The sequence below is a fragment of the Aneurinibacillus sp. Ricciae_BoGa-3 genome (assembly GCF_028421645.1).
Taxonomy (GTDB): Bacteria; Bacillota; Bacilli; order Aneurinibacillales; family Aneurinibacillaceae; genus Aneurinibacillus_B.
In genome coordinates this window covers 2,832,320-2,856,997 of the sequence record NZ_CP116887.1, presented here as the reverse complement: position 1 = coordinate 2,856,997, position 24,678 = coordinate 2,832,320, and the positions used below count along the sequence as shown (strand labels likewise).

The following is a 24,678-nucleotide window of genomic DNA, read 5'->3' as shown; positions in this document are numbered from 1 at the left end:
GTAATTTGGTAGGATTAATTATGAGAGCGCTTTACTCAATTTTAGTATGGAATTATAGCGAAGGGATAAGTCGGAGGAATACAAGATGATTTTTACACTTAAAAATATCGTGGATTTAGAAACTCTCCAGGAAATTCAAGACCGCTTTGCCGACGCTACTGGTTTGGGAGTTGTTATTTCAGACGAAAATGGAACGCCTGTTACAAAACCTAGTAATTTCACTAATTTCTGTTCCTATATACGTTCATCATCGAGTGAAGGATTACGGGGATGTATGCTATCGGATGAACGTTTGGGAAGAATAGCAGCTAACCGCGGAAAGCCAACCATTCATCGATGTCATTCCGGTCTGGTTGATTTGGCGGCTCCAATCATTCTTAATGAAAAATACATGGGAGCAATCCTTTGTGGGCAAGTATTAATTCAAGGACAGGATAAAGAGCGACTTGATCAGATTCGTCGGAATACCAAACATCTTCAGGTTGATCACAACCTTCTCGATCAGTATTTTGAACAAATTGAATTCACCAATCAAAAGCGGGTAGAGGCAGCGGCAGATATGCTTTTTCTTGTTGCCAATTATATTGTTAAGATGGCTGCAACCTATCTTACCCAAGAAGAGCTAAATGAAAAAAATCAAAAATTGATGGAAGAATTGCAGCTTCGTGCACAATTGGAAAAAACATTACAAGAAACGCAACTAAAGGTTCTACAAGCTCAGATTAACCCTCATTTCTTATTTAATACCCTAAATACGATTTCGCGTCTTGCCTATCTTGAAAACGCTGCACAGACGCAGGATGTTACATACGCACTCGCTAAAATACTGCGGTATAGTTTGCGTAATATAGACCAACTTGTAAGTTTAAGTGAAGAATTAGAGTTTGTGCGAAATTACCTAAATATTCAGCAATCTAGGTTTCGAAACAAGATCCAGTATGAACAAAATTTTACTTTTGATGTTGGTTCAATAAAAATACCCATTCTTTGCGTCCAACCCATTATTGAAAACGCTCTTCTACATGGCTTTGAATCACAAGATAAAATGGTTATTAGACTATGTTGTTTTTCTATGAATGATAACGTGGTACTTGAGATTTCTGATAACGGTGCAGGTATTCCGGAAGAAAAGTTATCATCCATACTTTCGGACAAAAAAATCCAAAGTAATGGTCATACTACGGGAATTGGTCTAAAAAACGTACACAAACGAATTCAATATTATTTTGGAGAAGGTTATGGAATAACAGCAATTGATAGTAGACCTGGGGCAGGGGCCAAAGTTCAAATTACTATCCCCAAAGTTGGAGGTGATTTGGTTTGAAATTAATGATTGTGGATGATGAACCGTTAGAACGGGAAGTTTTAACATTGATGATCAAGAAACATAACCTTAAAGTAAATCAATTTTTCGAGGCTGAAAATGGTATTGATGCTGTAAAATTAGCCAAGGAAAAGCAGATGGATCTCGTGATTATGGATATTAAAATGCCTAAAATGGATGGTCTTATGGCTGCGGAGATTATCAAAAAGGAAGTTTCTAATTGTCGAATTATTTTCCTTACGGCTTATGATGAATTTGATTTTGCCTATCAAACCATTAAATTGGGAGCGGATGATTATTTATTGAAACCAGCTCATCCAGAGGATATTGGACGTGCCTTAGTAAAGTTTATACCAATGCTTGATACGAATCCAATACCTAAGGGTTTAGAGGAGGCCAAGCATTACGATATTATGAAAATAAGAAATTATATCGAGCATAATCTTCATACCCAGTTAAATTTAGAGATGTTATCCAAACTAGTCCATCTTAATTCACAATACATTAGTCGATTATTTAAACGGGAAACTGGGTTTACTATTACACAATATGTTACGATTCGTCGATTGGAAAAAGCAAAATTTTATCTTGATCATACGAAAGGTACTGTTGCAGAAATCAGCGAGAAATGTGGGTTTTTCGACCCTAATTATTTTACAAGGGTTTTCAAAAAATATGAAGGCAAGACACCAACACAATTTCAACAACAAACTGTTGTTGGAAGGAAGAAACGTTTAAATTCATTTAATAATTACTAATGTAAATTAATAATTTGTAATGTAAAGAAAAGCGGTCTATCATGCCTATTTAATAAGAAAAAGAGAACAAAAAGGAATGATTCTACTGAGTCTAGGCAACTTTTTCGCTATTCTTTCGATTGGAATAGCCTCCAATCTTGACAATGCCGGAGCTAGCATTGCATATGGAATAAGGAAGATTCGTATTCCTTGGTTTTCTAATTTTATCATTTCGTTAATGGGGTTTTTTTTGACGCTTGTAGGTGGGATTTTTGGAAAGTGGATGGCCCTTTGGCTTAAGCCTTCTATAGGTAATTTAATTGGGATGATTGTATTGGTGATAATTGGAATCTGTCTATTATATCCAACCCTATTAAATAGTAAGTCGGTACGATATGTATCTACGAGTAGCCCTATCCTAAAAATTCTACGTAATAAAGACGAACTGGACCTGGACGGATCGAAGACATTAGGTTTTGGTGAATCAATCTTACTTGGAATCTCCCTATCGGTTAATAATTTAGTAGGTGGGTTTGATGTTGGTGTCACACACCTTAGTATCTGGGGAATCTCATTTATTTCTGGCGTGTTGAGTTACGTTTGTGTTGGTCTATGTGCTTACCTTGGATCAAGGTTTGCTGCCGAAAAATTAGGTAAACAAGCAAGCTTCATGGCAGGTATTCTCCTCATCCTTGTAGGTTTGCATCAAATTTTTTGACCTTTTAACTTTACCGCGTTTTCTTCAGATTATACGTCATAATTTTGCCACTTCTGAAAATAGACAAGTTAGTAAGAAAGATAGACCAGTTAGTAAGATAAGTCTAAATGGTGTAACTATTGAGAGAGAATCAAATTTTAAATTAGCGAATCACGAAAATTTACTGCTTAGGAATGGCTTTTGATACGATTGGAAGCTGAAAGGAATGAACAAATGAACATTCAAATTTTAAAACAGCGAAATGGAACCCCCACTGTAATTCTAGTCGATGGTCGGCGTTATATACTGGACCCACATACAAAAGTTACGAAGAAACAGCTGGAAAAGACCCATAAATTTCAAAGCGCTGACGCTCAAACGGATAATTAAGAACTTCATCCGATAAGGGGATAATGATATGCTTGAAAATCATTTGTTAGCCATTCAAAAAGCATATGAAGACACCATGTATGCTCATATGGCACAGCGAGAAAGAGATATTAAGTTATCTAGCCTTATGACAAAGATGGAGGCTGAGTTTAAGATACCGCTCTTTTATAATAATAAATTTGAAGAAAATAACAAAATCGTAATGGTTTTGTATCGAAAGTTGTCTATGAGCAGGAAACTTTCAAAAGTTGAATGATGAAATATAATTTTTTAATTTTTGAACCCCCATCTGTTAGATTGGGGGCTTTTGTTTATTTTGGATGTTTATAGCCGTTTAGTAAAAAAATCACATCATAGATAGAGGATATAAGACCATTGTATCAATTCGTTTATTACTTTCTTTGTCATAAAAATGCTATAAATAAATCCTATTTTATGTAATTACATTCTAGTGACAAATCATATCTTCGGTTTTATAGTAATAGTGTTGTATCGCAGTGATTGCTCGACACAATTACGTTACCAAACAATGAAGTGTATTTCTATTTTTCAAGGTTCGTACCAAAAATAAGGAAGTAATAATAAGGAGGGAAAAAGAAGATAATCATGGAAATTTATAATAAATATCATTGCTGTGCTAGTTGTCAACACTTTATGGTTCTAAAGGATAACGGAAAAAAGGTAGATTATCAATGTTCAAGACTTAATTATCAAACAAAACCAAACTATAAATTTGATTGCTGGAGCCCAAAAGACATCGTTAAAAAGAAACTCAATAAAAACCGTTAGTTATCATCCAATTTTTTTGCATTTATTTGGTATCGCTTACATTATCAAATTCTCTTTCAAGGGCTGTTATTTAAATACATTTATAGAGGGGTTATCTTAATGAAGATAAGAATTAGAATGTCACCAGCAAGAAAATTGTTGCTTAAACTATTCAGAAAAATTATTTGTTAAATTAATCAATTTCTTAATTATTTTTGTTTAAATGCTAAAGCTCCCAGATTTCAACGTTTCGATTTTAACATGATTGGCGAGAAGTCCCCTTCTTCAAAGCTATTAGCCTAGGTGGGGGATGAATCTCCCGTATATACTTTGTTTGAGGTAATAATGATCGCCATTTGTTCATGCAACTCTGAAACCACTTGACAATACCTTGTGGTTAGGGAGATTCGCTTGTTTTAAACGTCTCTCCCTCGATTTATCTTCCCGATCTTTTACTTCCTTGTGGAGCAAAGAATCTGTGGCAGAAGAGTATTAAAACTAACACGGAAATAGTTGAATACAGGCTTCGTGAAAGATGATCATTTTTACAAGACTGAGATCGGAAGTCCACAAGGTGGTGTCCAATCCCCTTTGTTAGCCAACATTGATCCTAATTACCTGGATACGATTTGGGAGAAGAAATGGAAGAACACAAATCCATTTTAACTTTGTTTTTTACAACATAGATAATAAAAATCCTATTATCAATTAAGCAAGAAGGCTCAAACACTATGAAGAAGCTTCATCGCTTCCTGGTTTCTCTCCCTCTTGGTTGTAAGTCCCATGACAACAGCGATAAATCTACCGTTAAGGGTATGCATGCTAGCACATAAACAGTATTTTGCCTGGGGGGTATATCCCGTTTTCACGCCATCTACTCCAACGGCATTTCCCAGCAGAGAATTCGTATTCTTAAGCAGGCGGCGGTGCGATGTGTTTTTTCGAATAATAGCGCGCCGAACTGAAGTATAACGAAGAATTTTCCGATGCTGAAGAAGCGCACGCGCGATCATTGCCAGATCATAAGCGCAGGAGTAATGTCCTACTGCAGAGAGTCCATGCGGATTCGTAAAATGTGTGCCTTCTAGTTCTAATTCCACCGTCTTCCTATTCATTCTTTTTACAAACTCTGATTCAGTTCCCGCAAGACTCTCAGCTAGTGCAGTCGCGGCATCATTGCCTGATGCCATCATCAGCCCCTGCATAAGCTCATGTAATGTTATTCTTTCTCCCCTTCGAAGTTTCATTGTTGATCCCCGCCTGGAAGAAGCATACCGGCTTACCCTTACCTGTTTATCGAGCCTGATTGCTCCGCGTTTTACCTCCTCCATAACAATAAGCGCTGTCATCATCTTTGTGAGGCTTGCTGGCGGCAGCGCCTGTCGCGCATTTTTCTGGAATAGCACACGTCCAGTGTCTGCATGAATCAGACATGCACTGTTTGCCTTGAGCAAGGGAGGCATATATTCTTTTTCCCTTTTCATTTAATCAGTTTCCATCTTTTTTGGAACAAACGCTTCTTCAGATATTCCACTGTCTTTTCCAATTTAATCTTGTGAGACGCTTTTATAAGGATGGTAGTATCAGGTTTAAGCATGGCGTCGAGGCTTTTCTTAAGCATCTTTTCCGATTCAAATCTTTTCACTTTTTCTGCGGGAAACCCGGCTACGATGGCACTTTTTGCAATTAACTGAGCTTTCTTGCCATAGGTATACAAATAGTTGATACCGCACTTCGCTGCATACTTGCCAACTTCCTTATGTGCTTTTGCTGAATATTTTCCCATGGCAAGCATTGTACCGAGAACGGCAATTTTTCTTTTTCCGTCTACTTTTACAAGCACGTCCAGTGCTGCTTTCATTGAGTTGGGATTTGCGCTGCATGCATCATCAATTAATGTAACATTGTTAGAAAAACGAAAAACGTTCATACGGTGAGGTGTTCGCTTATAAAAACGCAAGCCCGCCCTCATTTCTTTTGGACTAAAACCAAGGTGATGGGACACCGCAATCGCATTCAGTGCATTATAAATATTGTGCGTCCCATAAATCGGGATATCGAAAAGATATTCCTTACTGTCTAATACTATTTGAAAGCTCATCCCGCCTGCTCGATACTGAATATTATAAGCACGATAATTAGCTTCCTGATTTATTCCCACTGTAGCTATTGTTCCACGAAAGGCTTGTGTTTCAAGTAACCTTGAATTGGGATCGTCCGCATTGATAACCAGAAACCCGGTTTGCTTCATGTGTTTAATCAACTCGGACTTCGCGTGGGCAATGCCCCGCACAGTTCCTCCGACATTTCCAATATGAGCTGTTCCGACATTAGTAATGACTCCGATGTTTGGCTGAATAAAATGGCAGTGTTTTTTTATCTGTCCTCTCGCACCCATGCCAAACTCTAAGACCGCGGCCTTGTGAAACGGACGAATTCGTATTGCGTTAGCGGCAGAGCATGTGTATTGATTAAAACTTCGATAGGAAGCGAAGATGCGCCATTTTCTGCGAAGGATGGAGGCTATCATTTCTTTGGTCGTGGTTTTACCCGCGCTTCCGGTTACCGCAATAACAGGCTTTTTCAAGATAAGAGTTTTTGTCATAAAAATCGCCTCCTTTTTCCTCAATAACGGCTAATCACAATTTATGTTAAAACATTCAAGTATGCTTGATTTGCGACAAAATTGGGCTGTTGTAACACCGGGTAATGGCATTGGCAAATTTCACTGCAACAATTCATGCATGAGCGAATACCAAAAAAGGTGATGTAAACTTAGGTTTATATGTGCATAGAGAAAAGAGTATCAGCTAGGACTATGCCATTACTCATACTCTTTTTTTGTTACACATTTCGTATCCCTTTCAAATAAAACCGGAACGAGCAATACCTTAAGACGTATACGCCTGTACTTTTTTAGCTTGCTTTTTTTAATTCAACACGTTTTTCTTTTGTGCCTGCATGATAAAACCATAGGCCCAAAACAGCAAACACTACAGGTCCTGCAACGAGGGGTGCATATTGGGCCATGGTTGTATGTGGGGCGGGAATCAACGTGAGAACAATCGTACCCACTACAGAAGCCAGCCCCACTAACGCTATGACATAAGCCAATAAATTACTTTTTAACTTGAACGGCCTTGTCGTTGCTTTATCTGTCAGCCGCAGTTTGATATAAGCGCTGATTAAGAATAGATATGGAATAAAAAATGCTAATGTTGCCATGAGGGTAAGCATATTTAGGGCTGTCGAAACTGTTGGAACGAACCCGGAAAACAGTAAAATGACTGTTACGCCAACAGCCTGCCAGACAATCAGCCGAACAGGCATATTTACACGGTTTACTTTGGTTAAGGAAGCAGGAAGTATCGTTTTTCCGCTTTCATAAATCATGACGCTAGGATTCAAAATTAAAAATGACAGCGAACCTATCACAGAGACGACAAAACATATTCCTAAAATCTGCGATAATCGGAACGGTAGATGAAATTCGCTTGTTACTTGGTCGGCAAATAAATAAAGAGCGGTGGCTGTTTGATCTGGCGTAATCTTAATAACAAATTGAAAAGCCATTGTGCCAAGAATGTAAACACCGGCAATAATCACCGAAGTGATAAAAATTGCTTTAGGAAAAGTTTTTCGCGGATTTCTCACATCCCCGGCAATCGTCCCAAGCATTTCTGTACCTGAAAAAGCAAACATCAGAGTTGATAGAAACATTACCGTATCCAGCGAAAGATTATTTGGTGCAATCGAATGGGCCGTAAATTGCGTTGCTGAAGGATGTCCATGAAATAGGCTCAGACAGCCAAACCCAAAAATTAAAACGGCCGGGACCATTACCCCCAGTGGAGCGCCAATAGCTGCGAGCTTCCCGCTCATTTGGGTTCCGCGTAATGTGAGTAAGGTGAGAACCCAAAAAATCGTAACAGAAATTACGGTCGTTAACCACGTGTTATGCACGATTTGAGGCTGGTTGATCGCATACGAAACATTCACCGTTATACCTATTAATAGCGAGGGGTAATACGTAAAATTGGCAACCCAGAAAAACCAGCTGCATAAAAAGCTTGCTTTTTTACCAAAGGCCCGGTTGACCCACGTACTCATTCCTCCCTGGTTTGGGTACGCCGTTGCCAGCTCAGCCACGATTAAACTGATGGGTACGAAATAGAAAAAAGCTGCTAACACCCAAAAAGTAATGGCAGATGGCCCAATCGTTGAAGCAAAAGGGATATTTTTTAACCCGAGAATTGCATTTATACTAATGAGAGATAAGCCTGCTACACCTAGCTTTTTGTTATTGTGAGTTGGATTCATTTATGCTTTCCTTCCAATCTGGTTGTTTATCTATTAAGGGACGCAGTTGTTTTATAAAGGACTGCATTAATGATAATACGCCAATAAGCATAAATATACAACGAACTGATTAAAAATGAATCTATTTACTTTATTAAGTTTTTTCTATAATTTTAGCATCTAAGAACTAAAGGGATTTAATGTGTGTGGAAGAATAAGAGGGTATAGCTGAAGTGGAAAGCAGTGAAAGGAGTACAAATGGACAAGATAGAATCATTGATAAATGAGAAAAAATGGTTGTTACAAGAAACCATCACACTTTTATCGTTGATTTCAACCCCTATTTTGGTTGTTGATCATCAAGGAAGTGTCGTTCATACCAATACGTTTGCGGAGAATGTATGGGGACGTTCACAAATGACTTTAATAAACAAACGTCTCCTAGAGCTTCTAGAGTCCACGGCAGCTTCGAAACTGATTCAGTTTGTCGAAAAAGGAAAGCCAATTATAGATTTTAGGGTTCAAATTAAGGATTCTACAGAGGTGCTGTACCCTTACTGTTGTCGTTTACATCCTCTGATTGTTAACAAACGAGCGGTGGGGGCAGTTTTGCAATTTACAAAAAGGGTTTTAGTACCTAGTGTAGATAAACAAAAGAAATATGCCACACGTTATTCTTTTACTGACATTCGCGGTAACAGTGAAGGTATTTCAGCTTTAAAAGCACAGGCGGAAAAGGTAGCGAAAAGTGATTCAACCATTTTGATCAGGGGAGAAAGTGGAACAGGAAAGGAAGTCCTTGCCCAGGCAATTCATGGAGCTAGCCACCGCCAAAAAGGTCCGTTTGTAGCCATCAATTGTGCTGCAATTCCGGAGTCTCTTTTGGAAAGTGAGCTCTTTGGTTATGAAGAAGGTTCATTTACCGGGGCAAAAAAAGGTGGTAAACCTGGTCGTTTTGAAATGGCCCATGGTGGAACGCTGTTTCTGGATGAAATAGGGGATATGCCACTTTTTCTACAAGCCAAGCTTTTGCGAGTTTTGCAGGAGAGGAGGACCGAGCGAGTCGGAGGTTCAGATAGTATTCCCATAGATGTTCGGGTGATTGCAGCTACCCATAAAGATTTAGAAACTATGATTGCCAATCAACAATTCCGGGAAGATTTATACTTTCGATTAAACGTGATTCCCTTTTCCATTCCTCCTTTACGTGAAAGAATGGAGGATCTATATGAGCTTATCCAGTACTTTATGAAGCGGCATGGAGAGCGTTTGGGGAAAGAACCCAAACGTATTTCATCACAAGCCTTGACACGGCTATATCAATACCACTGGCCGGGAAATATACGTGAACTTGAAAATGTTATTGAATATATTGTGAATCTGGAAATCGGAGACTTGGTTACGATAAGTAGCTTGCCATCATCCCATCGTTATCTTCAAGTCCGTGAAGATAACGATGGGGCTATTGAAAAGATAGACTTGTTATTAAAAAAAGGGGGCTTTTTAGATTCTTCCTTACTGAATACTGAAAAATCTGAAGCGTATTTGATAGAACAAGCCATTCTTCGCTATGGAAACAGTACCGAAGGAAAAAGAAAGGCTGCTGAGGCATTAGGAATGAGTATCGCGACTCTTTATCGACGCCTAAAAGCGATTACTCGTGAGAAAAAATTCTCAAAATGAAAATTATTGAGAAATAGTGCGAAAAAATGATAAAAAAAGAGAAATGGGAAGTTAGTTCGCATTTTTTATTTTTCTTCTCTGGATTTTATGTTGAGAATTCAAATTACTTTTTGTTTTTAGTCAAATTTTAGAGCTGTTTATTAACAAATCCTATAGAAATGGATTGGCATGCAATTTGCTTAATGAAAGGTGAGAGGATAAACCATGAAGAAGCAACTAACCGAGCAAGACATTCCATATTTGGCGTGTGGTGCCAGGTATCTCGGATCAGGTGGGGGAGGCGACAGCAGATTGCTTGAGTTATTAGCACTTCGATCCGTTCGTGAGGAGGGGCCGGTTACCCTATTGTCGCCTATGGCTGTATGTGATGAAGAGTGGGTTGTACCGGTGGCCATTATGGGTTCACCAACCATTTTGAACGAAAAACTTCTCACACAAACAGAAATACCTAGCGCTATTAACATGTTGGAAAAAGAAAAGGGAATTACTATCGGAGCGGTGATGGGTTTCGAAATAGGAGGAATGGAGGCTATGGTCCCCGTTCTGGCAGCTGCCTTATCTAAACTGCCCCTTCTTGATTGCGACGGGATGGGTCGAGCCTTTTCAGAATTGCAGATGACTACCTTCCACGCATTTGGTATACAGGCTACCCCATTGACCATGGTGAATGATCGCGGGGAGTGCCACCGGATTCACCAAGCAGCAAATGAACAGGTAGAACATGAGGCACGTGATAAGGTAATCGAATGGGGGGGCTCGGCAGCGATAGCCGGTTATCCCATGCAGGGAAGGGCGGTTCGGGAAGTCGCTATCCATCAAACGTTTTCTCTCGCTATGAGGTTAGGTGAAGCCGTAAAGGCAGCACAGGCAAATATTGATCACATACTTATTGCATTAAACCATACTTTTGGAAATTCCATTTATGGCAGGCCGTGCAAATTAATTGAAGGAAAAATTGTGGATCTGCAAAGAAACTTGGTTGGAGGTTTATTGAGTGGGGCTCTAATGGTAGAAGGAACCGGTTTTTTTGTCGGTGAGCAAATGGAGGTTATATTTAAAAATGAATATTTACTTGCCAAGAAGGGCGAACGAGCCCTTGCAATGGTCCCCGACCTGATTTGCATATTGGATGAGGCTACTGGAAGCCCCATCACGATTGAAGAGTTGGAAAATCATCGAAAAGTATGGATTATAGTCATTCCCAGTCCTTTGTTGCTAAGAGATCCAAAAATGCTTGAAATCGTGGGGCCAAAACGTTTTGGTTTGGCTACAGAGTTTTTTCCGACGGAACAACTTCAGATTCACGAAGGCGAGGAAGAATTGGATGATTCGTATCGGAATTGATGTCGGTAGAGAAAAAACCGACGGAGTCGTGATGGATCAGCGTTTTCATATTTTGACCTCTGCTAGTCAACGAACAACACCAGATGTGATGACAGGAATTCAATTAATAATTACTCAACTACTGAAACAGGCAAACGTTAGCCCGTATAACATTAAAGCAGTGATGGTAGGGACAAATCTTTTTCTTGACGCTTTGCAGGAGGAGAAAACTCTAGCTCAGGTGTGCACGGTTAGGGTTTCGCAAGCTAAAGGAAGCATTACCCCACTATATGAAGGGTCGGAACTTTTTCGTAAGGCGATTGGACTCGTTTATTGTGAGTTACAAGGTGGCCATGAAGTTGATGGGAGGGAATCGGAATCTTTACCTTCTCGCCCAGCGCTTGATACGTTCCTTCAATCCATTTCTTCGCACTGTTTCGACGCCTTTGCTATTACAAGTACTTTTTCACCGGTGAATGATAGTCATGAACGAATGGTTATGGGTTGGATCCAAGAAACACTGGGTAAAGAACATTCTTTTACCTTATCCCATGAACTAGGGAGCATTGGATTTCTTCAGCGGGAAAACACCGCCATTCTTAATGCCGCTTTATCCAGGATCATGAAGGAGGCTTTGCAAGGGCTCGATCAGCTTTTGCACAAACTTGGCATCGATGCTGGAATTTATCTTGTTCAAAATGATGGATCGTTAATGTCTTATGACTATGCCTTGCGATATCCAATCCGAGCACTTTATTCGGGAATGACCACGAGCCTTCGGGGAGCTTCGTTTTTAACGCAACTCAATGACTGTATTGTCATTGACATGACCACAGAAGCAACACGCATTGGTGTATTAGAGGATGGATTTCCGAAAGATAGATGGAAAAATGCGACTATTGCTGGTATTCATGTCAATATTCCGATGCCAGAACTTGTGACATTACCTTTTGGAGGTAAGCATTCCATTAGTGATGATCAATTGGATGCGGTTTTTGACGTGATGCAACGCTTTCAACCACAATATGACCCTCTTCCCATTGTGATTGTAGGAGAAGGAAGTGAAGAGTTGGCCAAAAAGTTTCGTTTCCCATGGGCTGATGTAGTTCAGCCTCCCAATTATATGCATGTTTCCGCAATTGGTGCCTGCATTGCCCCGATAAGCGGAAATGTGGACCGCATGTATTGGTTAAAAGGGATGGAGCGAGAAGATGCCGTGGAAATGGCTACACAGGAAGCTGTTCAAGAAGCGATTCGTTCGGGGGCTACCTTGGAATCAGTGACCGCCAAATCTATTAAAGCAACACCTTTGGCTTATATTCCGAGCCAAGCTTTGAGAGTTCAAGTTAAGGCTATTGCATCGCTTGTTTAGACTGCATCTTTCTTAAGAGGTATGTAGATAAATCAATTTCATAAGAACGTATTTCTATCAAACGAGTACATGCCTATAAAATTGATTCGTATACAGAAGATAAAAAACTTGTTAGATTTTATCACACAATACATTTTTATTGATTTCTTTCATTTATTATTTGATTAGTAATAAACCTATCCATACCCCTATAGCGGCGAAGGAGGCGATATAACCGAATTTTGAAAAACCTCAATTGAAAAAACCTCAAACTCCATTGTGGCTCAAATTAAGAGAAGCTTAATGGAAGGTAGATTAAAGCCGGGACATTTGTGGCCATCGACAAGCAAAATTTGGAAGAGATAAGAAGGGGGAAGCGGAAAATGGCAAGTTCACAGAACACGGCAGATGATTTTGCTTTGAGCAGGGTACCTGCTGGAGCTCGCTTGCCGATGTGGGAAGTTATGTTGGTTCGAGTGGGTGCTCTGACCAGTCTCGCCCAATTTATGATGGGAGCAGCAATCGGTTACGGGATGACTTTTTGGCAGGCATTTTGGGCTACGATGTTAGGCAGTGTGGTTTTAGAGATAGTAAGTTTTTTAGTTGGTGTTTCTGGAGCACGGGAAGGGCTGTCAACAAGTTTGCTTGCTCGCTGGACAGGGTTTGGAAAGTATGGGTCAGGCATCCTCGGTCTAGTCATTGCTGTTGGATCGATAGGTTGGTTTGGTATTCAAAACTCTGTGTTCGCAAAGGGATTGGATCAGGCGCTGGGTGGTCTGTTGGGTTTTCCGTTAGCCGCATCTTTAACAGGCATGTTTGTTACTCTAATCGTGATTTTTGGGTTTAAATGGTTAAGCTGGACTGCCAGGATTGCAGTACCTGGGTTTATGCTAGTTATTGTCTACGGCATTTACCAGGTTCTAAAAAATCATAATACTTGGAATTTAATTGCCTCAGCGCCTCCTGGTCCAACTCTTTCGATGGGAGTGGCCGCAACCATGGTTGCCGGCGGATATATGATCGGTGCGGTCATTACTCCAGACATGAGTCGTTATTGTCGAAACGGCAAAGATGTTTTATGGATGACCTTGATTGGTACGCTTGTTGGGGAATTTGGCGTGAATCTTGCTGCTGTATTAATGGCACACGCGGTAGGTACCAGCGATGTTGTCACCATAGTTATGAAAACGACTGGTTGGCTTGGAACAGCTATCGTGGTATTTGCCACCGTTAAAATTAATGATTTAAATCTATATGCTTCTTCCTTGGGAATTACAAACGCAATCGATTCAATGTTAAGCCGAAAGGTCAACAGGGGATTCGTGACGTTGATTATTGGAATTATTGGTACGGTTCTATCCGTATTCGGTATTCTAGACAAATTCATTAATTTTATGGTATTTCTCGGTGTTTTTGTTCCCCCAGTTGCTGGCATTATGGTAGTCGACTATTTTATTCTCAAACGCGACAGAAAGCTTCTTGCTGACAGTCGTGAAAAGAGTTTGTTGCCGGAAACGTGCGAGACTATCAATCCAGTTACTCTTATAGCCTGGGCACTTGGTGGTTTGGCAGGTTATTTAATTAATATTGGCATTCCTTCCTTAAATTCTTTAATTATAAGCGGAGTGGCCTATTATATTGGCATGAAAATCTTTGGAGCAATAATGAATCAAAAAAACGCGGAAATTGACCAAACAGCTTAGACACCAATTTGGAAACAATTGAAGGGAGAAAAAACATGAGACTTTTAGGGAAACAAGAAATTGAAGATATTGCAGTTGGAGCAGCATTACTTGGGACTGGTGGCGGGGGGGATCCGTATATTGGCAAGTTAATGGCACTTCAGGCCATTGAGGAATTTGGCCCAATCAAACTCTTATCGGTAGATGAAGTTCCAGATGATGCGTTTGTTGTATCGTCTGGCATGATGGGAGCACCAACAGTCTTATTCGAAAAAGCGCCAAGTGGGCATGAAGCCAAACTTGCATTTGAATCACTCGAAAAATACATGGAAAAAAAGATTTTTGCGACTTTTCCAATCGAAGCAGGAGGCGTAAATTCTTTGCTGCCACTGGCCCTGGCTGCACAATTGGGATTGCCTGTTGTGGATGCCGATGGAATGGGGCGAGCATTTCCCGAATTGCAAATGGTAACCTTTTATTTGGATGAACTTTCTGCAACACCTATGGTGATTGCCGATGAAAAAGGGAATGTTACTTTGTTAAATACAATAGACAATCATTGGGCAGAAAGGATTGCCCGAAACGCAACGATTCAAAAAGGCGGCGCCGTTATGTTCGCAATCTATCCAATGACAGGCAAAGATTTAAGGCAAAGTGGAATTCGTAATATTTTAAATCTTGAGGAAAAAATTGGCCGATCCATTCGCTTAGCGAAAGAAAATAATCTTGATCCTATTCAGGAAGTACTTAAACTAACCAAAGGTTTCGAATTATTCCGCGGAAAAATAGTCGATGTAAACCGCAAAACCGAAACCGGGTTCGCGCGGGGCACAGCCAAAATCGAAGGGTTGTTGAATTATTCTGCAGAAACCCTAGAACTTCGTTTCCAAAATGAGCATTTGATTGCAAAGACAGAGGATAGGCTTTTGTGTGTAACCCCTGATCTGATTGCGGTTCTTGATGCTGAAACTGGATTGCCCATTACAACAGAAGGCATGCGTTATGGGGCCCGCACTGTGATTATTGGCATTCCCTGTAACTCAAAATGGCGTACTCCTAAGGGGATAGAGACATGCGGACCTGCTTATTTTGGCTATGAAGTAGAGTATATTCCAGTGGAGGAACTTGCCACAAAAGGAGTTGTGACCAAATGAGTTACAGAATTGGAATTGATGTAGGTGGAACCCATACAGATGCTGTTCTATTAGACATGCATTATAAGGTGCTTGCAAAAACGAAGTCTCCTACAACAGAAGATGTAAGTTTGGGTATTTATGAGGCTATGCGCGAAGTCATTGCAAAATCTGGTGTACCGCGTGATCAAATCCATTATGCCATGCTAGGTACAACGCATTGTACGAATGCCATTGTCGAACGTAAACGTCTTAACGAAATTGCCATCATTCGAATTGGTGCCCCTGCAACGCTTGCGGTGAAACCTTTAATCGGGGTACCCGGTGACCTTCGTGAAAGGCTGGGGAAACATGTTTATATTGTACGTGGCGGACATGAGTTTGACGGAAGAGAGATTGCAAAATTAGATGAAGAGGAATTAGTTCGTATTGCACAGGAGATCAAAGGAAAAGTAAACTCAGTTGCTGTTACCTCCGTATTTTCTCCGGTGTCCAAAGAACATGAACTCCGCACGGCAGCAATTCTTCATGAGGTATTAGGCGAGGAGCTCCCGGTTTCCTTATCGCACGAGATTGGAAGTATCGGATTGTTGGAACGTGAAAATGCGACGATATTGAACTCCGCAGTTGTAAGTGTGGCAAAAGCTACAGCAGAAGGTTTCGTAGATGCCCTAAAGGCAGAGGGGATAAATGCACGAGTCTTCTTTGGACAAAACGACGGCACGCTTATGAATGTCGAATATGCCATGAAATACCCGATTCTTACCATTGCCTGTGGACCGACAAATAGTATCCGTGGAGCCTCCTATCTGTCGGGGTTGTCGGACGCACTTGTCGTGGATGTGGGAGGCACAACAACCGATATTGGTGTTCTTGTTAACTCTTTCCCTCGAGAGTCATCATTGGCTGTTGAAATTGGAGGAGCTCGAACCAATTTCCGGATGCCTGATTTGGTTTCGATTGGTTTAGGAGGCGGAACAATTGTCCGTATTCAAGAAGATCAGACGAACTTTACAGTAGGACCTGATAGCGTAGGTTATAGACTACCGGAAAAAGGGCTTGTATTTGGTGGAGATACCTTAACTGCCACCGATGTTGCAGTAGCATTGGGAAAGGCCGATCTTGGTGATCCGAACAAAGTTGCCCATTTGGATAAAGGCCTGCTAAAAAAAGTCTATACAAAGATCATCCAGATGGTCGAGGAAGCGATTGACAAGATGAAGACGAGCGCAGAACCGGTTCCAGTAATCCTAGTGGGAGGCGGAAGCATTCTGTTACCAGACCAACTTACAGGCGCTTCTCGGGTGATTCGTCCGGATGATTTCGGTGTAGCCAATGCGATTGGTGCTGCCATTGCCCAGGTAAGCGGTCAGATTGAGCGTGTCTTTACCCTGGATGAGCTTGGCCGAGAACAAACTTTAGAATTGGCTAAGAAGATAGCAGTCAATGAAGCCATCATTGCTGGTGCGGATCCTGACACCATTAAGATTGTTGATATAGAAGACGTGCCACTGGCCTACCTTCCAGGTAATGCCACTCGTGTCCGTGTAAAAGCCGCCGGTATTCTCGCTATGAATTTGGAAGAAGTCCATTAATAAAACAATTAAAATCTAAATTTTAAGATGGAGGAGCGAGTCAAATGAAGATCAAAGTCATTATGCCTATCATTTCGGACTTTTTTAATGAGGAGATTCAACAAGAAATTACCCATCATGCAGCTGAATCGACCCACGTCGGGGTGTGTAACTTAGATTATGGACCTGCATCGGTGGAATGTGAATACGATGAGGCGTTGTGCATCCCTAATTTTTTAGAAAAGGCCATTGAAGCTGAAAAGGAAGGTTATGACGGAATTATTAGCTTCTGTTTTGGAGATCCGGGAGTTAAACCGGCTCGGGAAGTACTGAATATTCCGGTTGTAGGTGCTGCCGAATCCTCTATGCTCTTTGCTAGTTTATTAGCTAAGACTTTTTCTGTAGTGACCGTCCTTCCCAATGTAGTTCCGATGATTGAAAACATTAGCAAATTGTTAGGAGTTAATGGAAACTTAGCTTCTGTAAGATATGTAAATATTCCCGTATTAGAAGTTCATGAGAAAGAGAAGTTGAAGAGTTCTCTGTTGGAAGAAATGACTAAAGCGATTGAAAACGATAACGCTCATGCACTCGTGTTAGGATGCACAGGAATGATGGGAGTTGCCGCGGATCTTCAGCAAAAGCTTAAGGAACGAGGCTATGATGTACCTGTCATCGACCCGGCATTTGCGGCGACTAAAATGCTGGAAAGCATAATTACAATGGGCGTAAAACAAAGCCGTTTAACGTATATGACTCCTCCTTCTAAAGTACGCGTATAAATCAAAGAATCTTATCGATCTAAGCCGCCGATCCTTTGGCGGCTTAGATCGATAAATAAGGAGGATGTAAAGCATGGCACACGTAATAGATGGCCATTTTGATCTGTTGATGGACGTTACTATCCAAAGAGATCGCGGCAAGAAAAAGGTGATTGAAACTGATTATCTACCTAATTTCAAAGAGGGAGGGATTGATTCGATTGTCTCTGCTATCTTTGTAGATGACAGTTTTTTACCAGAAATGGGCCTTCGAAAAGCTCTCCAGCAAATTAGTGCCCTGCATGCAGAAGCCGATGAATCATCTGAAAAAATTAAAGTTTGTAAAAACATAGAGGACCTGAATAAGGCAAAAAAAGAAGACAAAATCGGTTTTGTCCTCTCTTTGGAAGGGGCTGAGCCGCTTTACAACGATCTCAGTCTTCTTCGGAGCTTTTACGAGCTTGGGGTGCGATTAATTGGCCTAGTTTGGAGCAGGCGCAACTGGGTTGGAGACGGCAGCCACTTTTCTGCAGTGAGAGAGGGGAGAAAGGGCGGGATCACTGATTTTGGTGTCCAATTAATTGAAGAAGCTGAAAAACTAGGAATGGTTATTGATGTTAGCCATATCAATGATGAGGGTTTCACCGATGTGATGGAGTTTGCCAAAAACCCTGTGATTGCCTCCCATTCCAACTGTAGAACCTTAGCTAATACCATGCGAAACCTTACAGATGATCAGATTAAGGCCATTGCTTCAACTGGTGGGATGATTGGCATGAATGCCGTGAATTTTTTTGTTTCGGAACATGATAAGGATTCAGATATAGAACACCTCATCGACCACATGGATCACATCTCCAAGTTGGTTGGCGTGCAGCATGTTGGGTTGGGATTTGATTTTATGGATCCCTTTATGAAATACGTTTCACCGGAAAGCAGTTTGGCTACGATGCAACGCAAGCCATTTGATGTAATTAAAGGACATACCTCCGTACCTGAAATCACCCATTCTCTGATGAAACGCGGGTATAAAGATGGGGACATTGAGTTGATCCTGGGCCAAAACTTCATGAGAGTGCTTAGAGAAGTATGGAAATAAGCGTAAAAAGGAGGGATCCAGTTGCCTATTTGGATTGGAGAACAAGAAATCGAGGATTTAGCTGTTGGGGCCGCATTGCTGGGTACAGGGGGCGGAGGAGATCCATATTTAGGGAAATTGATGGTACAAAAATGCATTCGAAAAAACGGGCAAATTCAACTGCTTGATCCAACAGAAGTTCCTGATGATCAGATTGTCATCCCAACTGCAATGATGGGCGCACCCACCATTATGGTGGAAAAAATCCCGAATGGGGACGAAGCTTTAAAGTCGCTTCGTCTACTGGAGGAGAAGTTTGGCAGAACTGCATTTGCCACTATGCCAATAGAATGCGGCGGGCTCAATTCGACGATTCCTTTCGTGGTAGCTTCTGAAGCAGGAATTCCGATCGTTGACGCTGATGGGATGGGCCGGGCGTTCCCTGAACTGCAGATGGAGACATTCAATATTTATGGGGTTCAGGGCACCCCCATGGGTCTGTTCAACGAGCGCGGTGATTATTGTCTGCTGGATACGTTGGATAATGCCATGTTAGAACATATTTCTCGCGGGATTGCAGTGCGAATGGGCGGGGTGGCCCATATTGCCGAATATGTGATGACTGGCGCGGAAGTGAAACGCACAGCCATCCCCAATACGATCAGCTTGTGTATGAAGCTGGGAAAAGCCATTCGAGTTGCGAATGAGCGGAAAAACAATCCGATTGAAGCCATTCAACAGGTGACTCGAGAATCCATTTATGGAGAAGCTATGGTTCTATTTAAAGGCAAGGTCATTGATGTCGAGCGAAGATCAACGGATGGCTTTGTCCGGGGCAAGGCCGTGGTCGAAGGATTTGATGAATTCAATGGTGAAAAGCTGCATGTTGATTTCCAAAACGAAAATTTGATGGCCAAAATAGGGGATGAACTGGTGGCCATGGTACCGGACTTAATTACTTTTCTGGATGTGGAGACTGGTGTCCCAGTAACGACGGAGGGGTTGAAATACGGCTTCCGTGTAATTTGCCTAGGTATCCCGACTCCTGACATTATGAGAAGCCCGGCTGCCTTGAATGTGTGGGGACCGCGGTATTTTGGCTACGACTATGATTACGAACCAGTAGAAAACATCCATAAAAGGAGGGTGCGAATAGGATGATCTACAAAATTGGAATTGATGTAGGTGGCACGAATACAGATGCTGTTATACTGGACCAGCATAATCGGATCATAGAAGCAACGAAAGCACCAACGACGCAAGACGTGGAGACGGGTATTTTTAACGCCCTAGACCAAGTACTGAGAAAAGCTGCGATCGACTTTAGTAACATTAAATATGTCATGCTGGGTACGACCCATGCGACCAATGCCATTATTGAGAAAAAAAGATTAGCGAAAATTGCAGTGGTCCGGATTTGTTTGCCTGCCGGCCAATCCATTGAACCCATGTTTACCTGGGATGAAGAGTTAAAGCAATCAGTAGGCAATCACTATTATTTCATTCATGGCGGATGCGAGTTCGATGGAAGGCCCTTGAATCAATCTAGATTGATTGTCGATGAGTGTGAGAGCGTATTGGATCAGATGGAAGCTTCATGCATCGAATCCGTCGCAATCTGCTCCATCTTTTCTCCTGTGCTCGATAAGTATGAGAAGGAGTTTGGGCAGCTGGTCCGAAATCGTTTTGGAGAAGATTTCCCCGTGACACTTTCCTCTGAAATCGGCAACTTAGGGTTATTAGAAAGGGAAAACTCTGCCGCACTCAATGCTGCGTTGGTGAAAGTAGCCGATATGGTAGCCCAGGGATTAGAAAAAGCATTACATCGATACGGAATACAGGCGGATATCTATTTTGCACAAAATGATGGCACGCTTATGTCCTTGGAGTATGCCAAAAAATATCCCATTCTCACGATCGGGTCGGGCCCAACCAACAGTATCCGTGGGGCTGCGTTTTTAAGCGATTTTCCGGATTGCATTGTGTGTGATATAGGAGGAACCACCACGGATGTGGGAATTCTGATCAAGGGATTTCCCCGTGAGTCCTCGGTTGCTGTCAATATCGGTGGGGTACGGACAAATTTTCGTATGCCTGATATCATCTCAATTGGCATCGGCGGGGGAAGTATTGTGCGAGAAAAGGATGGGGAAGTTAGCGTAGGTCCGGATAGTGTAGGCTATAACATCGTGAAGGAGAGTATCGCGTTTGGAGGGGGCACGTTAACGGCCACGGATTGTATATTGGCCTCAGGTTTAGCTATAATTGACCATCCGGCCTGTGATGTATCCCGCCTCGAGTCAATTTCTCCAAATACCTGGAAAAAAGCTATGGCAGTGATCAATAGGGATATAGCTGCCGTGATCGATAAAATTAAAACTAGTAGTCAGGATGTCCCGGTGGTGTTAGTTGGGGGTGGGGCCATACTCATTCAAGGTCAGTTGGAGGGAGTTTCACAAGTCATTCAGCCTAACCATGCCGGTTGTGCAAATGCAATTGGTGCCGCAATTGCCCAGGTGAGCGGCGAGGTGGATAAAATGTTCTCCACAGCCGGCCGGACCCGGCAGGAAGTTATTGAAGAAGTGGAGGAACTTGTAAAACATAAGACCATAACAGCAGGAGCGGATCCTGCCACGGTTACATTAATTGATATGGAAGAAGTCCCGGTAGCCTATGTTCCCTCCAACGTTGTTCGAATCAAGGCTAAGGCGGCTGGGACTCTACTAGTGCCTGTTAATTCCTGATGAACCAAAAACTAATCTAAATCAGTAAAATGTATTGAAGGTGACTTGGGCTTAAGAAACAGGAATTTTTTAATTTTTGCTTTTAGATTCTGAATGGATACAGTGCGTTCATATTATGAAGTAATTGCGGTTTTTAAGGGGGGAGCGTCAAGGAGGGCAAAAAATGCGAAAAAGAAAGCGGAACTCCGTTAAAGGTGGATTAGTCTCTCCAGTCTTATCAGTCCCTAAACATGTTAACAAGCCTAAGCATGATGGCAAAAAACAAATAAAATCCATGAAAAATGCTATACACTGTCACATAAAGTTAACAGGCGGGTTATCTCCACAGCCCAATGATCGAATGGATGTTAACGAGGGAACAAACCATCCAGAGGAGGAGACCATGGGTATTTTTAAGATTAAAAGGTTCAATAAGGATTCTGGAAATTCCGTTGAACAGTTTATGGTTAATGGCTACTATTTTGAAATCGTAACAAACGTGGTAGAGCTTAGCGAGAAAGAAGCGCAGGCACATTTTACATCGCGGATCGATGAACCGAAGGATTTTTTGAAAAACATGCTGATTGCAACCGTTATGGATGGCCAGGAGCGATTCTTTTTAGTAGGGCAGGCTGCAGAGGAGCATCAATTGGCAAACAAGCATATTTCAAAGCTCCATAATAAAGCCGAATCAGAAATTGCTTACATTTGTTTCCTGGCGGGAGCGGCATATTATCACGTACTTCATGCAGATAGTGCGGATCAGACGAGTGTTGAAATTGATTATTTTTCGACCATGCTTCCGATTTGGCTTCTGAAAAAGGGTGAGAAATTCTCAGATATGCAGGAACAGATGGCTGCACGCTTTCGTGGCGAACACAATGTGACGATTATGACGCCGGGAGCTGAGCGGACGTTATCCATTAAAGTAGCAATCAGCAAATGTAGGATTGAAGGTGCAGATGCACGATGGGCGATTAAGAAAAACTTCAAACTGGAAGATAATGAACTGGCGAATGAATTTGATGAGTTTGATACGCTTATTCACGACATTGGTGGAGGTACCTGCGATTTGGCGCTTCTTCCCACGGGGCTGAAGGCGCCAAAGAATAGAGCTGCACTGGAGTCGCTTACAGATATATCTTACCTTAAACATATTGAGACGTTAAGAACCGAAAAGCTGCTTGAGTTCTTTGCGGATGTTCGTTCATTAGAAAAGTTCATTTATGAGCACATTAACGATTCGAAGATGGAGTTAGTTGATGGAAGCAGCGGTAAAACAACTGACCTCACCAAAGTAATCCATCATTCTTTGCGCAGCTACGCAAAAATCTACACAGCAAAAGTAGAAAATACTTTCCCTCTTCCGCAAGGGAAGATGTACAAGAATATCTACATCGGCGGCAACGGAACTGTGCTTAAGCAATTCATAGAGGAAGTAATAAGAGAAAAATTCGGAGAGGAAATTCAACAGCAGTATCATATTTTCCCGCCGGATGGAGGTAAATTGAATCTGTATGCTCTGGAAATACTCAGCCTAAATGAAACGGCTGTGGCCGCCCTCTAAGAGGATGAGAACATCTGTGAATGCTACTAAACCATCTATTATAACTATTGATACAACGGTTCTGAGTGAAGAAGTATATAAAAGGCTACATAGTCAATCACAAGACGTAAATGAGCTATCTGCTTATATAAATCGCGTAGTGGAATATGATTTAGCCAGAGAGCGCCACCAATGGCAGGAACAAACACTTGTCACTCTTATGCAGGAGTTGCTCGGCAAATTTGACATGCTGCAAAGAAACATCATGCTTCCCTCTGCGGTATCGGTTACTTATCGAGAAACCATGTCGCAAGATGATCCGGCCAATGGGGGAGGGAATTTTACTGAAGGCCAGCTCGTTTGGGAGGAAGAAGTAACTGGGAAGATTGAAGAGCAGATTGACCTCGATTTTTAACGCACTGGCACACAGGGGACACCGGTAGAAACATTTTGCATTTCTTCAGGCGGTTTGGATTGTAGCATAAAATGAATGAATAGGGATGAAAGTGGAGCTGACCGCTGGCGAATCGCCGAGCGGTCCTTTTTCTTAGCGGTCTTCACGGCGGCGTGGCAGTGAGAACCACAGCTGATCGAGCCACCGCAGTTCCTCTTCGACCAGACGAGGCTGCTCTGCCGCGGCTAAACTTGCATCTAGCTGTTCCGGCCGGCTCGCCCCAATTATAGCAGACGTAATTCCGGGTTGTTGCGTTACCCAGCGTACTGCGGTTATTGCCATATCATACCCATGCTCGGCGCACCACTTTTTGTATCTCTCTACCGCTTCGAAGATAGGCTCTTGCCAGTACCTGTCTTGATAAAGTTGCCCGGCCTTGCTCACACCGGCGAGGCCAAAACGGGTTCCTGCCTCGACTTGCTGCCCCCCCTGATAGCGACCTGTTAACATCCCCCCTGCCAGAGGATTATAGGTGATGAGTCCGATGCCCTCACTCGTGCACATTGGGACAAGATCATCTTCAATCATGCGGAATAACAAATTGTAGCGTGGCTGTACACTTTCAATCGGAACAAAATTCTTTCTTTCCGCGATGCCGAGAGCTTTTGCAATTTGCCAGCTCCTCCAATTCGATACCCCAATGTATCTTACCTTCCCCTGGGTGACAAGGTCATCAAATGCCCGCAGCGTTTCCTCCAGTGGTACTGTTTCATCAAATTGATGCGCTTGATACAGATCCAAATAATCGGTTTTCAATCTTCGCAAACTGTCCTCTATAGATTCGATGATATGCTTTCGGCTGAGGCCCCGTTCGTTCGCACCCGGGCCCATGGCTCCGAAACACTTGGAGGCTAATACGATTTTATCCCGCTTTCCTTTGAGCCAATCGCCTATGGTTTCCTCAGTAGAACCAAGCTGTTCAAAGGTTCCGCCTAAAGGGTATACATCGGCCGTGTCAAAGAAATTTATGCCTGCCTCATATGCTTTATCCATAATGGCGAAAGCAGTTTCCTTGTCGGACTGATTACCAAAGGTCATCGTTCCCAGGCAGAGATTTGTTACTTTTAAACCTGAACGGCCAAGTGATCGAATTTCCATAAAATCCACCTCCGAAATAGAATCAAGAAATAGGGATAGCTGGTTTACAAGAGTCGG

General features: G+C 42.0%; 21 protein-coding genes. 17 read left to right on the top strand and 4 right to left on the bottom strand.

All coding sequences use genetic code 11. The features are described 5' to 3' along the window. Positions 1-85 precede the first annotated feature (85 nt). The 5 genes from PP175_RS14430 to PP175_RS14410 all read left to right on the top strand — a co-directional run bounded on the left by PP175_RS14430 (position 86) and on the right by PP175_RS14410 (position 3,404). Positions 86-1,324: a sensor histidine kinase gene (locus PP175_RS14430; RefSeq protein ID WP_272439033.1), complete on the top strand. Its 1,239-nt coding sequence runs from the start codon at positions 86-88 to the stop codon at positions 1,322-1,324. Between the two features lie 5 nt (positions 1,325-1,329). Next, a complete protein-coding gene (locus PP175_RS14425) occupies positions 1,330-2,082 on the top strand; it encodes a response regulator transcription factor (protein ID WP_272443274.1) in 753 nt (250 codons plus the stop codon). Positions 2,083-2,167: 85 nt separating this feature from the next. Then, positions 2,168-2,779: a manganese efflux pump gene (locus PP175_RS14420; protein ID WP_442870471.1), complete on the top strand. Its 612-nt coding sequence runs from the start codon at positions 2,168-2,170 to the stop codon at positions 2,777-2,779. A 213-nt stretch (positions 2,780-2,992) separates the two neighbouring features. Further along, entirely contained in the window at positions 2,993-3,148 is a 156-nt protein-coding gene (locus PP175_RS14415) for a hypothetical protein (RefSeq protein ID WP_272439031.1), read from the top strand. Between the two features lie 28 nt (positions 3,149-3,176). Continuing rightward, positions 3,177-3,404, top strand: a complete 228-nt coding sequence (locus tag PP175_RS14410) for a hypothetical protein (protein ID WP_272439030.1) — start codon at positions 3,177-3,179, stop codon at positions 3,402-3,404. A gap of 1,234 nt (positions 3,405-4,638) precedes the next feature. Here the strand turns inward: PP175_RS14410 and PP175_RS14400 are convergent. From PP175_RS14400 to PP175_RS14390, 3 genes are all read right to left on the bottom strand, one after another. Beyond that, the gene (locus tag PP175_RS14400; protein ID WP_272439028.1) at positions 4,639-5,400 is read right to left on the bottom strand and encodes a D-alanyl-D-alanine carboxypeptidase family protein; all 762 of its coding nucleotides are present in this window, start codon (positions 5,398-5,400) and stop codon (positions 4,639-4,641) included. After that, the gene (locus PP175_RS14395) at positions 5,397-6,521 is read right to left on the bottom strand and encodes a UDP-N-acetylmuramoyl-tripeptide--D-alanyl-D-alanine ligase (protein ID WP_272439027.1); all 1,125 of its coding nucleotides are present in this window, start codon (positions 6,519-6,521) and stop codon (positions 5,397-5,399) included. The genes PP175_RS14400 and PP175_RS14395 overlap by 4 nt, the downstream gene beginning before the upstream one ends. Positions 6,522-6,832: 311 nt before the next feature. Continuing rightward, the gene (locus tag PP175_RS14390) at positions 6,833-8,236 is read right to left on the bottom strand and encodes an APC family permease (RefSeq protein ID WP_272439026.1); all 1,404 of its coding nucleotides are present in this window, start codon (positions 8,234-8,236) and stop codon (positions 6,833-6,835) included. Positions 8,237-8,473: 237 nt separating this feature from the next. On the opposite strand from PP175_RS14390, the gene PP175_RS14385 reads away from it, so the two are divergent. From PP175_RS14385 to PP175_RS14330, 12 genes are all read left to right on the top strand, one after another. Then, the gene (locus tag PP175_RS14385; RefSeq protein ID WP_272439025.1) at positions 8,474-9,898 is read left to right on the top strand and encodes a sigma-54 interaction domain-containing protein; all 1,425 of its coding nucleotides are present in this window, start codon (positions 8,474-8,476) and stop codon (positions 9,896-9,898) included. 204 nt (positions 9,899-10,102) lie between these two features. Next, positions 10,103-11,242 (top strand): S-methyl thiohydantoin desulfurase family protein, encoded by a 1,140-nt coding sequence (locus tag PP175_RS14380; protein WP_272439024.1) that lies wholly within the window; start codon positions 10,103-10,105, stop codon positions 11,240-11,242. Beyond that, entirely contained in the window at positions 11,223-12,593 is a 1,371-nt protein-coding gene (locus PP175_RS14375; protein ID WP_272439023.1) for a hydantoinase/oxoprolinase N-terminal domain-containing protein, read from the top strand. The genes PP175_RS14380 and PP175_RS14375 overlap by 20 nt, the downstream gene beginning before the upstream one ends. Before the next feature lie 362 nt (positions 12,594-12,955). Next, entirely contained in the window at positions 12,956-14,275 is a 1,320-nt protein-coding gene (locus tag PP175_RS14370; RefSeq protein ID WP_272439022.1) for a purine-cytosine permease family protein, read from the top strand. 35 nt (positions 14,276-14,310) lie between these two features. Next, a complete protein-coding gene (locus PP175_RS14365) occupies positions 14,311-15,408 on the top strand; it encodes an S-methyl thiohydantoin desulfurase family protein (protein WP_272439021.1) in 1,098 nt (365 codons plus the stop codon). Further along, entirely contained in the window at positions 15,405-16,982 is a 1,578-nt protein-coding gene (locus PP175_RS14360) for a hydantoinase/oxoprolinase family protein (protein ID WP_272439020.1), read from the top strand. Before PP175_RS14365 ends, PP175_RS14360 begins: the two co-directional genes overlap by 4 nt. 44 nt (positions 16,983-17,026) lie before the next feature. Further along, entirely contained in the window at positions 17,027-17,743 is a 717-nt protein-coding gene (locus PP175_RS14355; RefSeq protein WP_272439019.1) for an aspartate/glutamate racemase family protein, read from the top strand. Positions 17,744-17,816: 73 nt separating this feature from the next. Then, positions 17,817-18,821, top strand: a complete 1,005-nt coding sequence (locus PP175_RS14350) for a dipeptidase (protein ID WP_272439018.1) — start codon at positions 17,817-17,819, stop codon at positions 18,819-18,821. A 21-nt stretch (positions 18,822-18,842) separates the two neighbouring features. Then, positions 18,843-19,961, top strand: a complete 1,119-nt coding sequence (locus tag PP175_RS14345) for an S-methyl thiohydantoin desulfurase family protein (RefSeq protein ID WP_272439017.1) — start codon at positions 18,843-18,845, stop codon at positions 19,959-19,961. Next, complete coding sequence (locus PP175_RS14340; RefSeq protein WP_272439016.1) at positions 19,958-21,544, top strand: hydantoinase/oxoprolinase family protein; 1,587 nt, start codon at positions 19,958-19,960, stop codon at positions 21,542-21,544. The genes PP175_RS14345 and PP175_RS14340 overlap by 4 nt, the downstream gene beginning before the upstream one ends. 382 nt (positions 21,545-21,926) lie before the next feature. Then, entirely contained in the window at positions 21,927-23,090 is a 1,164-nt protein-coding gene (locus PP175_RS14335; protein ID WP_272443273.1) for an Alp7A family actin-like protein, read from the top strand. A 16-nt stretch (positions 23,091-23,106) separates the two neighbouring features. Next, positions 23,107-23,484, top strand: coding sequence for a hypothetical protein (locus tag PP175_RS14330; RefSeq protein ID WP_272439015.1), 378 nt, complete (start codon positions 23,107-23,109; stop codon positions 23,482-23,484). A gap of 132 nt (positions 23,485-23,616) precedes the next feature. Here the strand turns inward: PP175_RS14330 and PP175_RS14325 are convergent, their stop codons facing one another. Continuing rightward, on the bottom strand, positions 23,617-24,621 hold the full coding sequence (locus PP175_RS14325) for an aldo/keto reductase (protein WP_272439014.1): 1,005 nt from the start codon (positions 24,619-24,621) through the stop codon (positions 23,617-23,619). Positions 24,622-24,678: the final 57 nt, after the last annotated feature.

Excerpts from the sequence above, each read along its gene's own strand:
- PP175_RS14375 (WP_272439023.1), top strand. The coding sequence starts at position 11,223 with ATGATTCGTATCGGAATTGATGTCGGTAGAGAAAAAACCGACGGAGTC.
- PP175_RS14410 (WP_272439030.1), top strand. The coding sequence starts at position 3,177 with ATGCTTGAAAATCATTTGTTAGCCATTCAAAAAGCATATGAAGACACC.
- PP175_RS14425 (WP_272443274.1), top strand. The coding sequence starts at position 1,330 with ATGATTGTGGATGATGAACCGTTAGAACGGGAAGTTTTAACATTGATG.
- PP175_RS14325 (WP_272439014.1), bottom strand. The coding sequence starts at position 24,621 with ATGGAAATTCGATCACTTGGCCGTTCAGGTTTAAAAGTAACAAATCTC.
- PP175_RS14360 (WP_272439020.1), top strand. The coding sequence starts at position 15,405 with ATGAGTTACAGAATTGGAATTGATGTAGGTGGAACCCATACAGATGCT.
- PP175_RS14385 (WP_272439025.1), top strand. The coding sequence starts at position 8,474 with ATGGACAAGATAGAATCATTGATAAATGAGAAAAAATGGTTGTTACAA.
- PP175_RS14365 (WP_272439021.1), top strand. The coding sequence starts at position 14,311 with ATGAGACTTTTAGGGAAACAAGAAATTGAAGATATTGCAGTTGGAGCA.
- PP175_RS14390 (WP_272439026.1), bottom strand. The coding sequence starts at position 8,236 with ATGAATCCAACTCACAATAACAAAAAGCTAGGTGTAGCAGGCTTATCT.
- PP175_RS14370 (WP_272439022.1), top strand. The coding sequence starts at position 12,956 with ATGGCAAGTTCACAGAACACGGCAGATGATTTTGCTTTGAGCAGGGTA.
- PP175_RS14335 (WP_272443273.1), top strand. The coding sequence starts at position 21,927 with ATGGGTATTTTTAAGATTAAAAGGTTCAATAAGGATTCTGGAAATTCC.
- PP175_RS14400 (WP_272439028.1), bottom strand. The coding sequence starts at position 5,400 with ATGAAAAGGGAAAAAGAATATATGCCTCCCTTGCTCAAGGCAAACAGT.
- PP175_RS14340 (WP_272439016.1), top strand. The coding sequence starts at position 19,958 with ATGATCTACAAAATTGGAATTGATGTAGGTGGCACGAATACAGATGCT.
- PP175_RS14395 (WP_272439027.1), bottom strand. The coding sequence starts at position 6,521 with ATGACAAAAACTCTTATCTTGAAAAAGCCTGTTATTGCGGTAACCGGA.
- PP175_RS14415 (WP_272439031.1), top strand. The coding sequence starts at position 2,993 with ATGAACATTCAAATTTTAAAACAGCGAAATGGAACCCCCACTGTAATT.
- PP175_RS14355 (WP_272439019.1), top strand. The coding sequence starts at position 17,027 with ATGAAGATCAAAGTCATTATGCCTATCATTTCGGACTTTTTTAATGAG.
- PP175_RS14430 (WP_272439033.1), top strand. The coding sequence starts at position 86 with ATGATTTTTACACTTAAAAATATCGTGGATTTAGAAACTCTCCAGGAA.
- PP175_RS14380 (WP_272439024.1), top strand. The coding sequence starts at position 10,103 with ATGAAGAAGCAACTAACCGAGCAAGACATTCCATATTTGGCGTGTGGT.
- PP175_RS14350 (WP_272439018.1), top strand. The coding sequence starts at position 17,817 with ATGGCACACGTAATAGATGGCCATTTTGATCTGTTGATGGACGTTACT.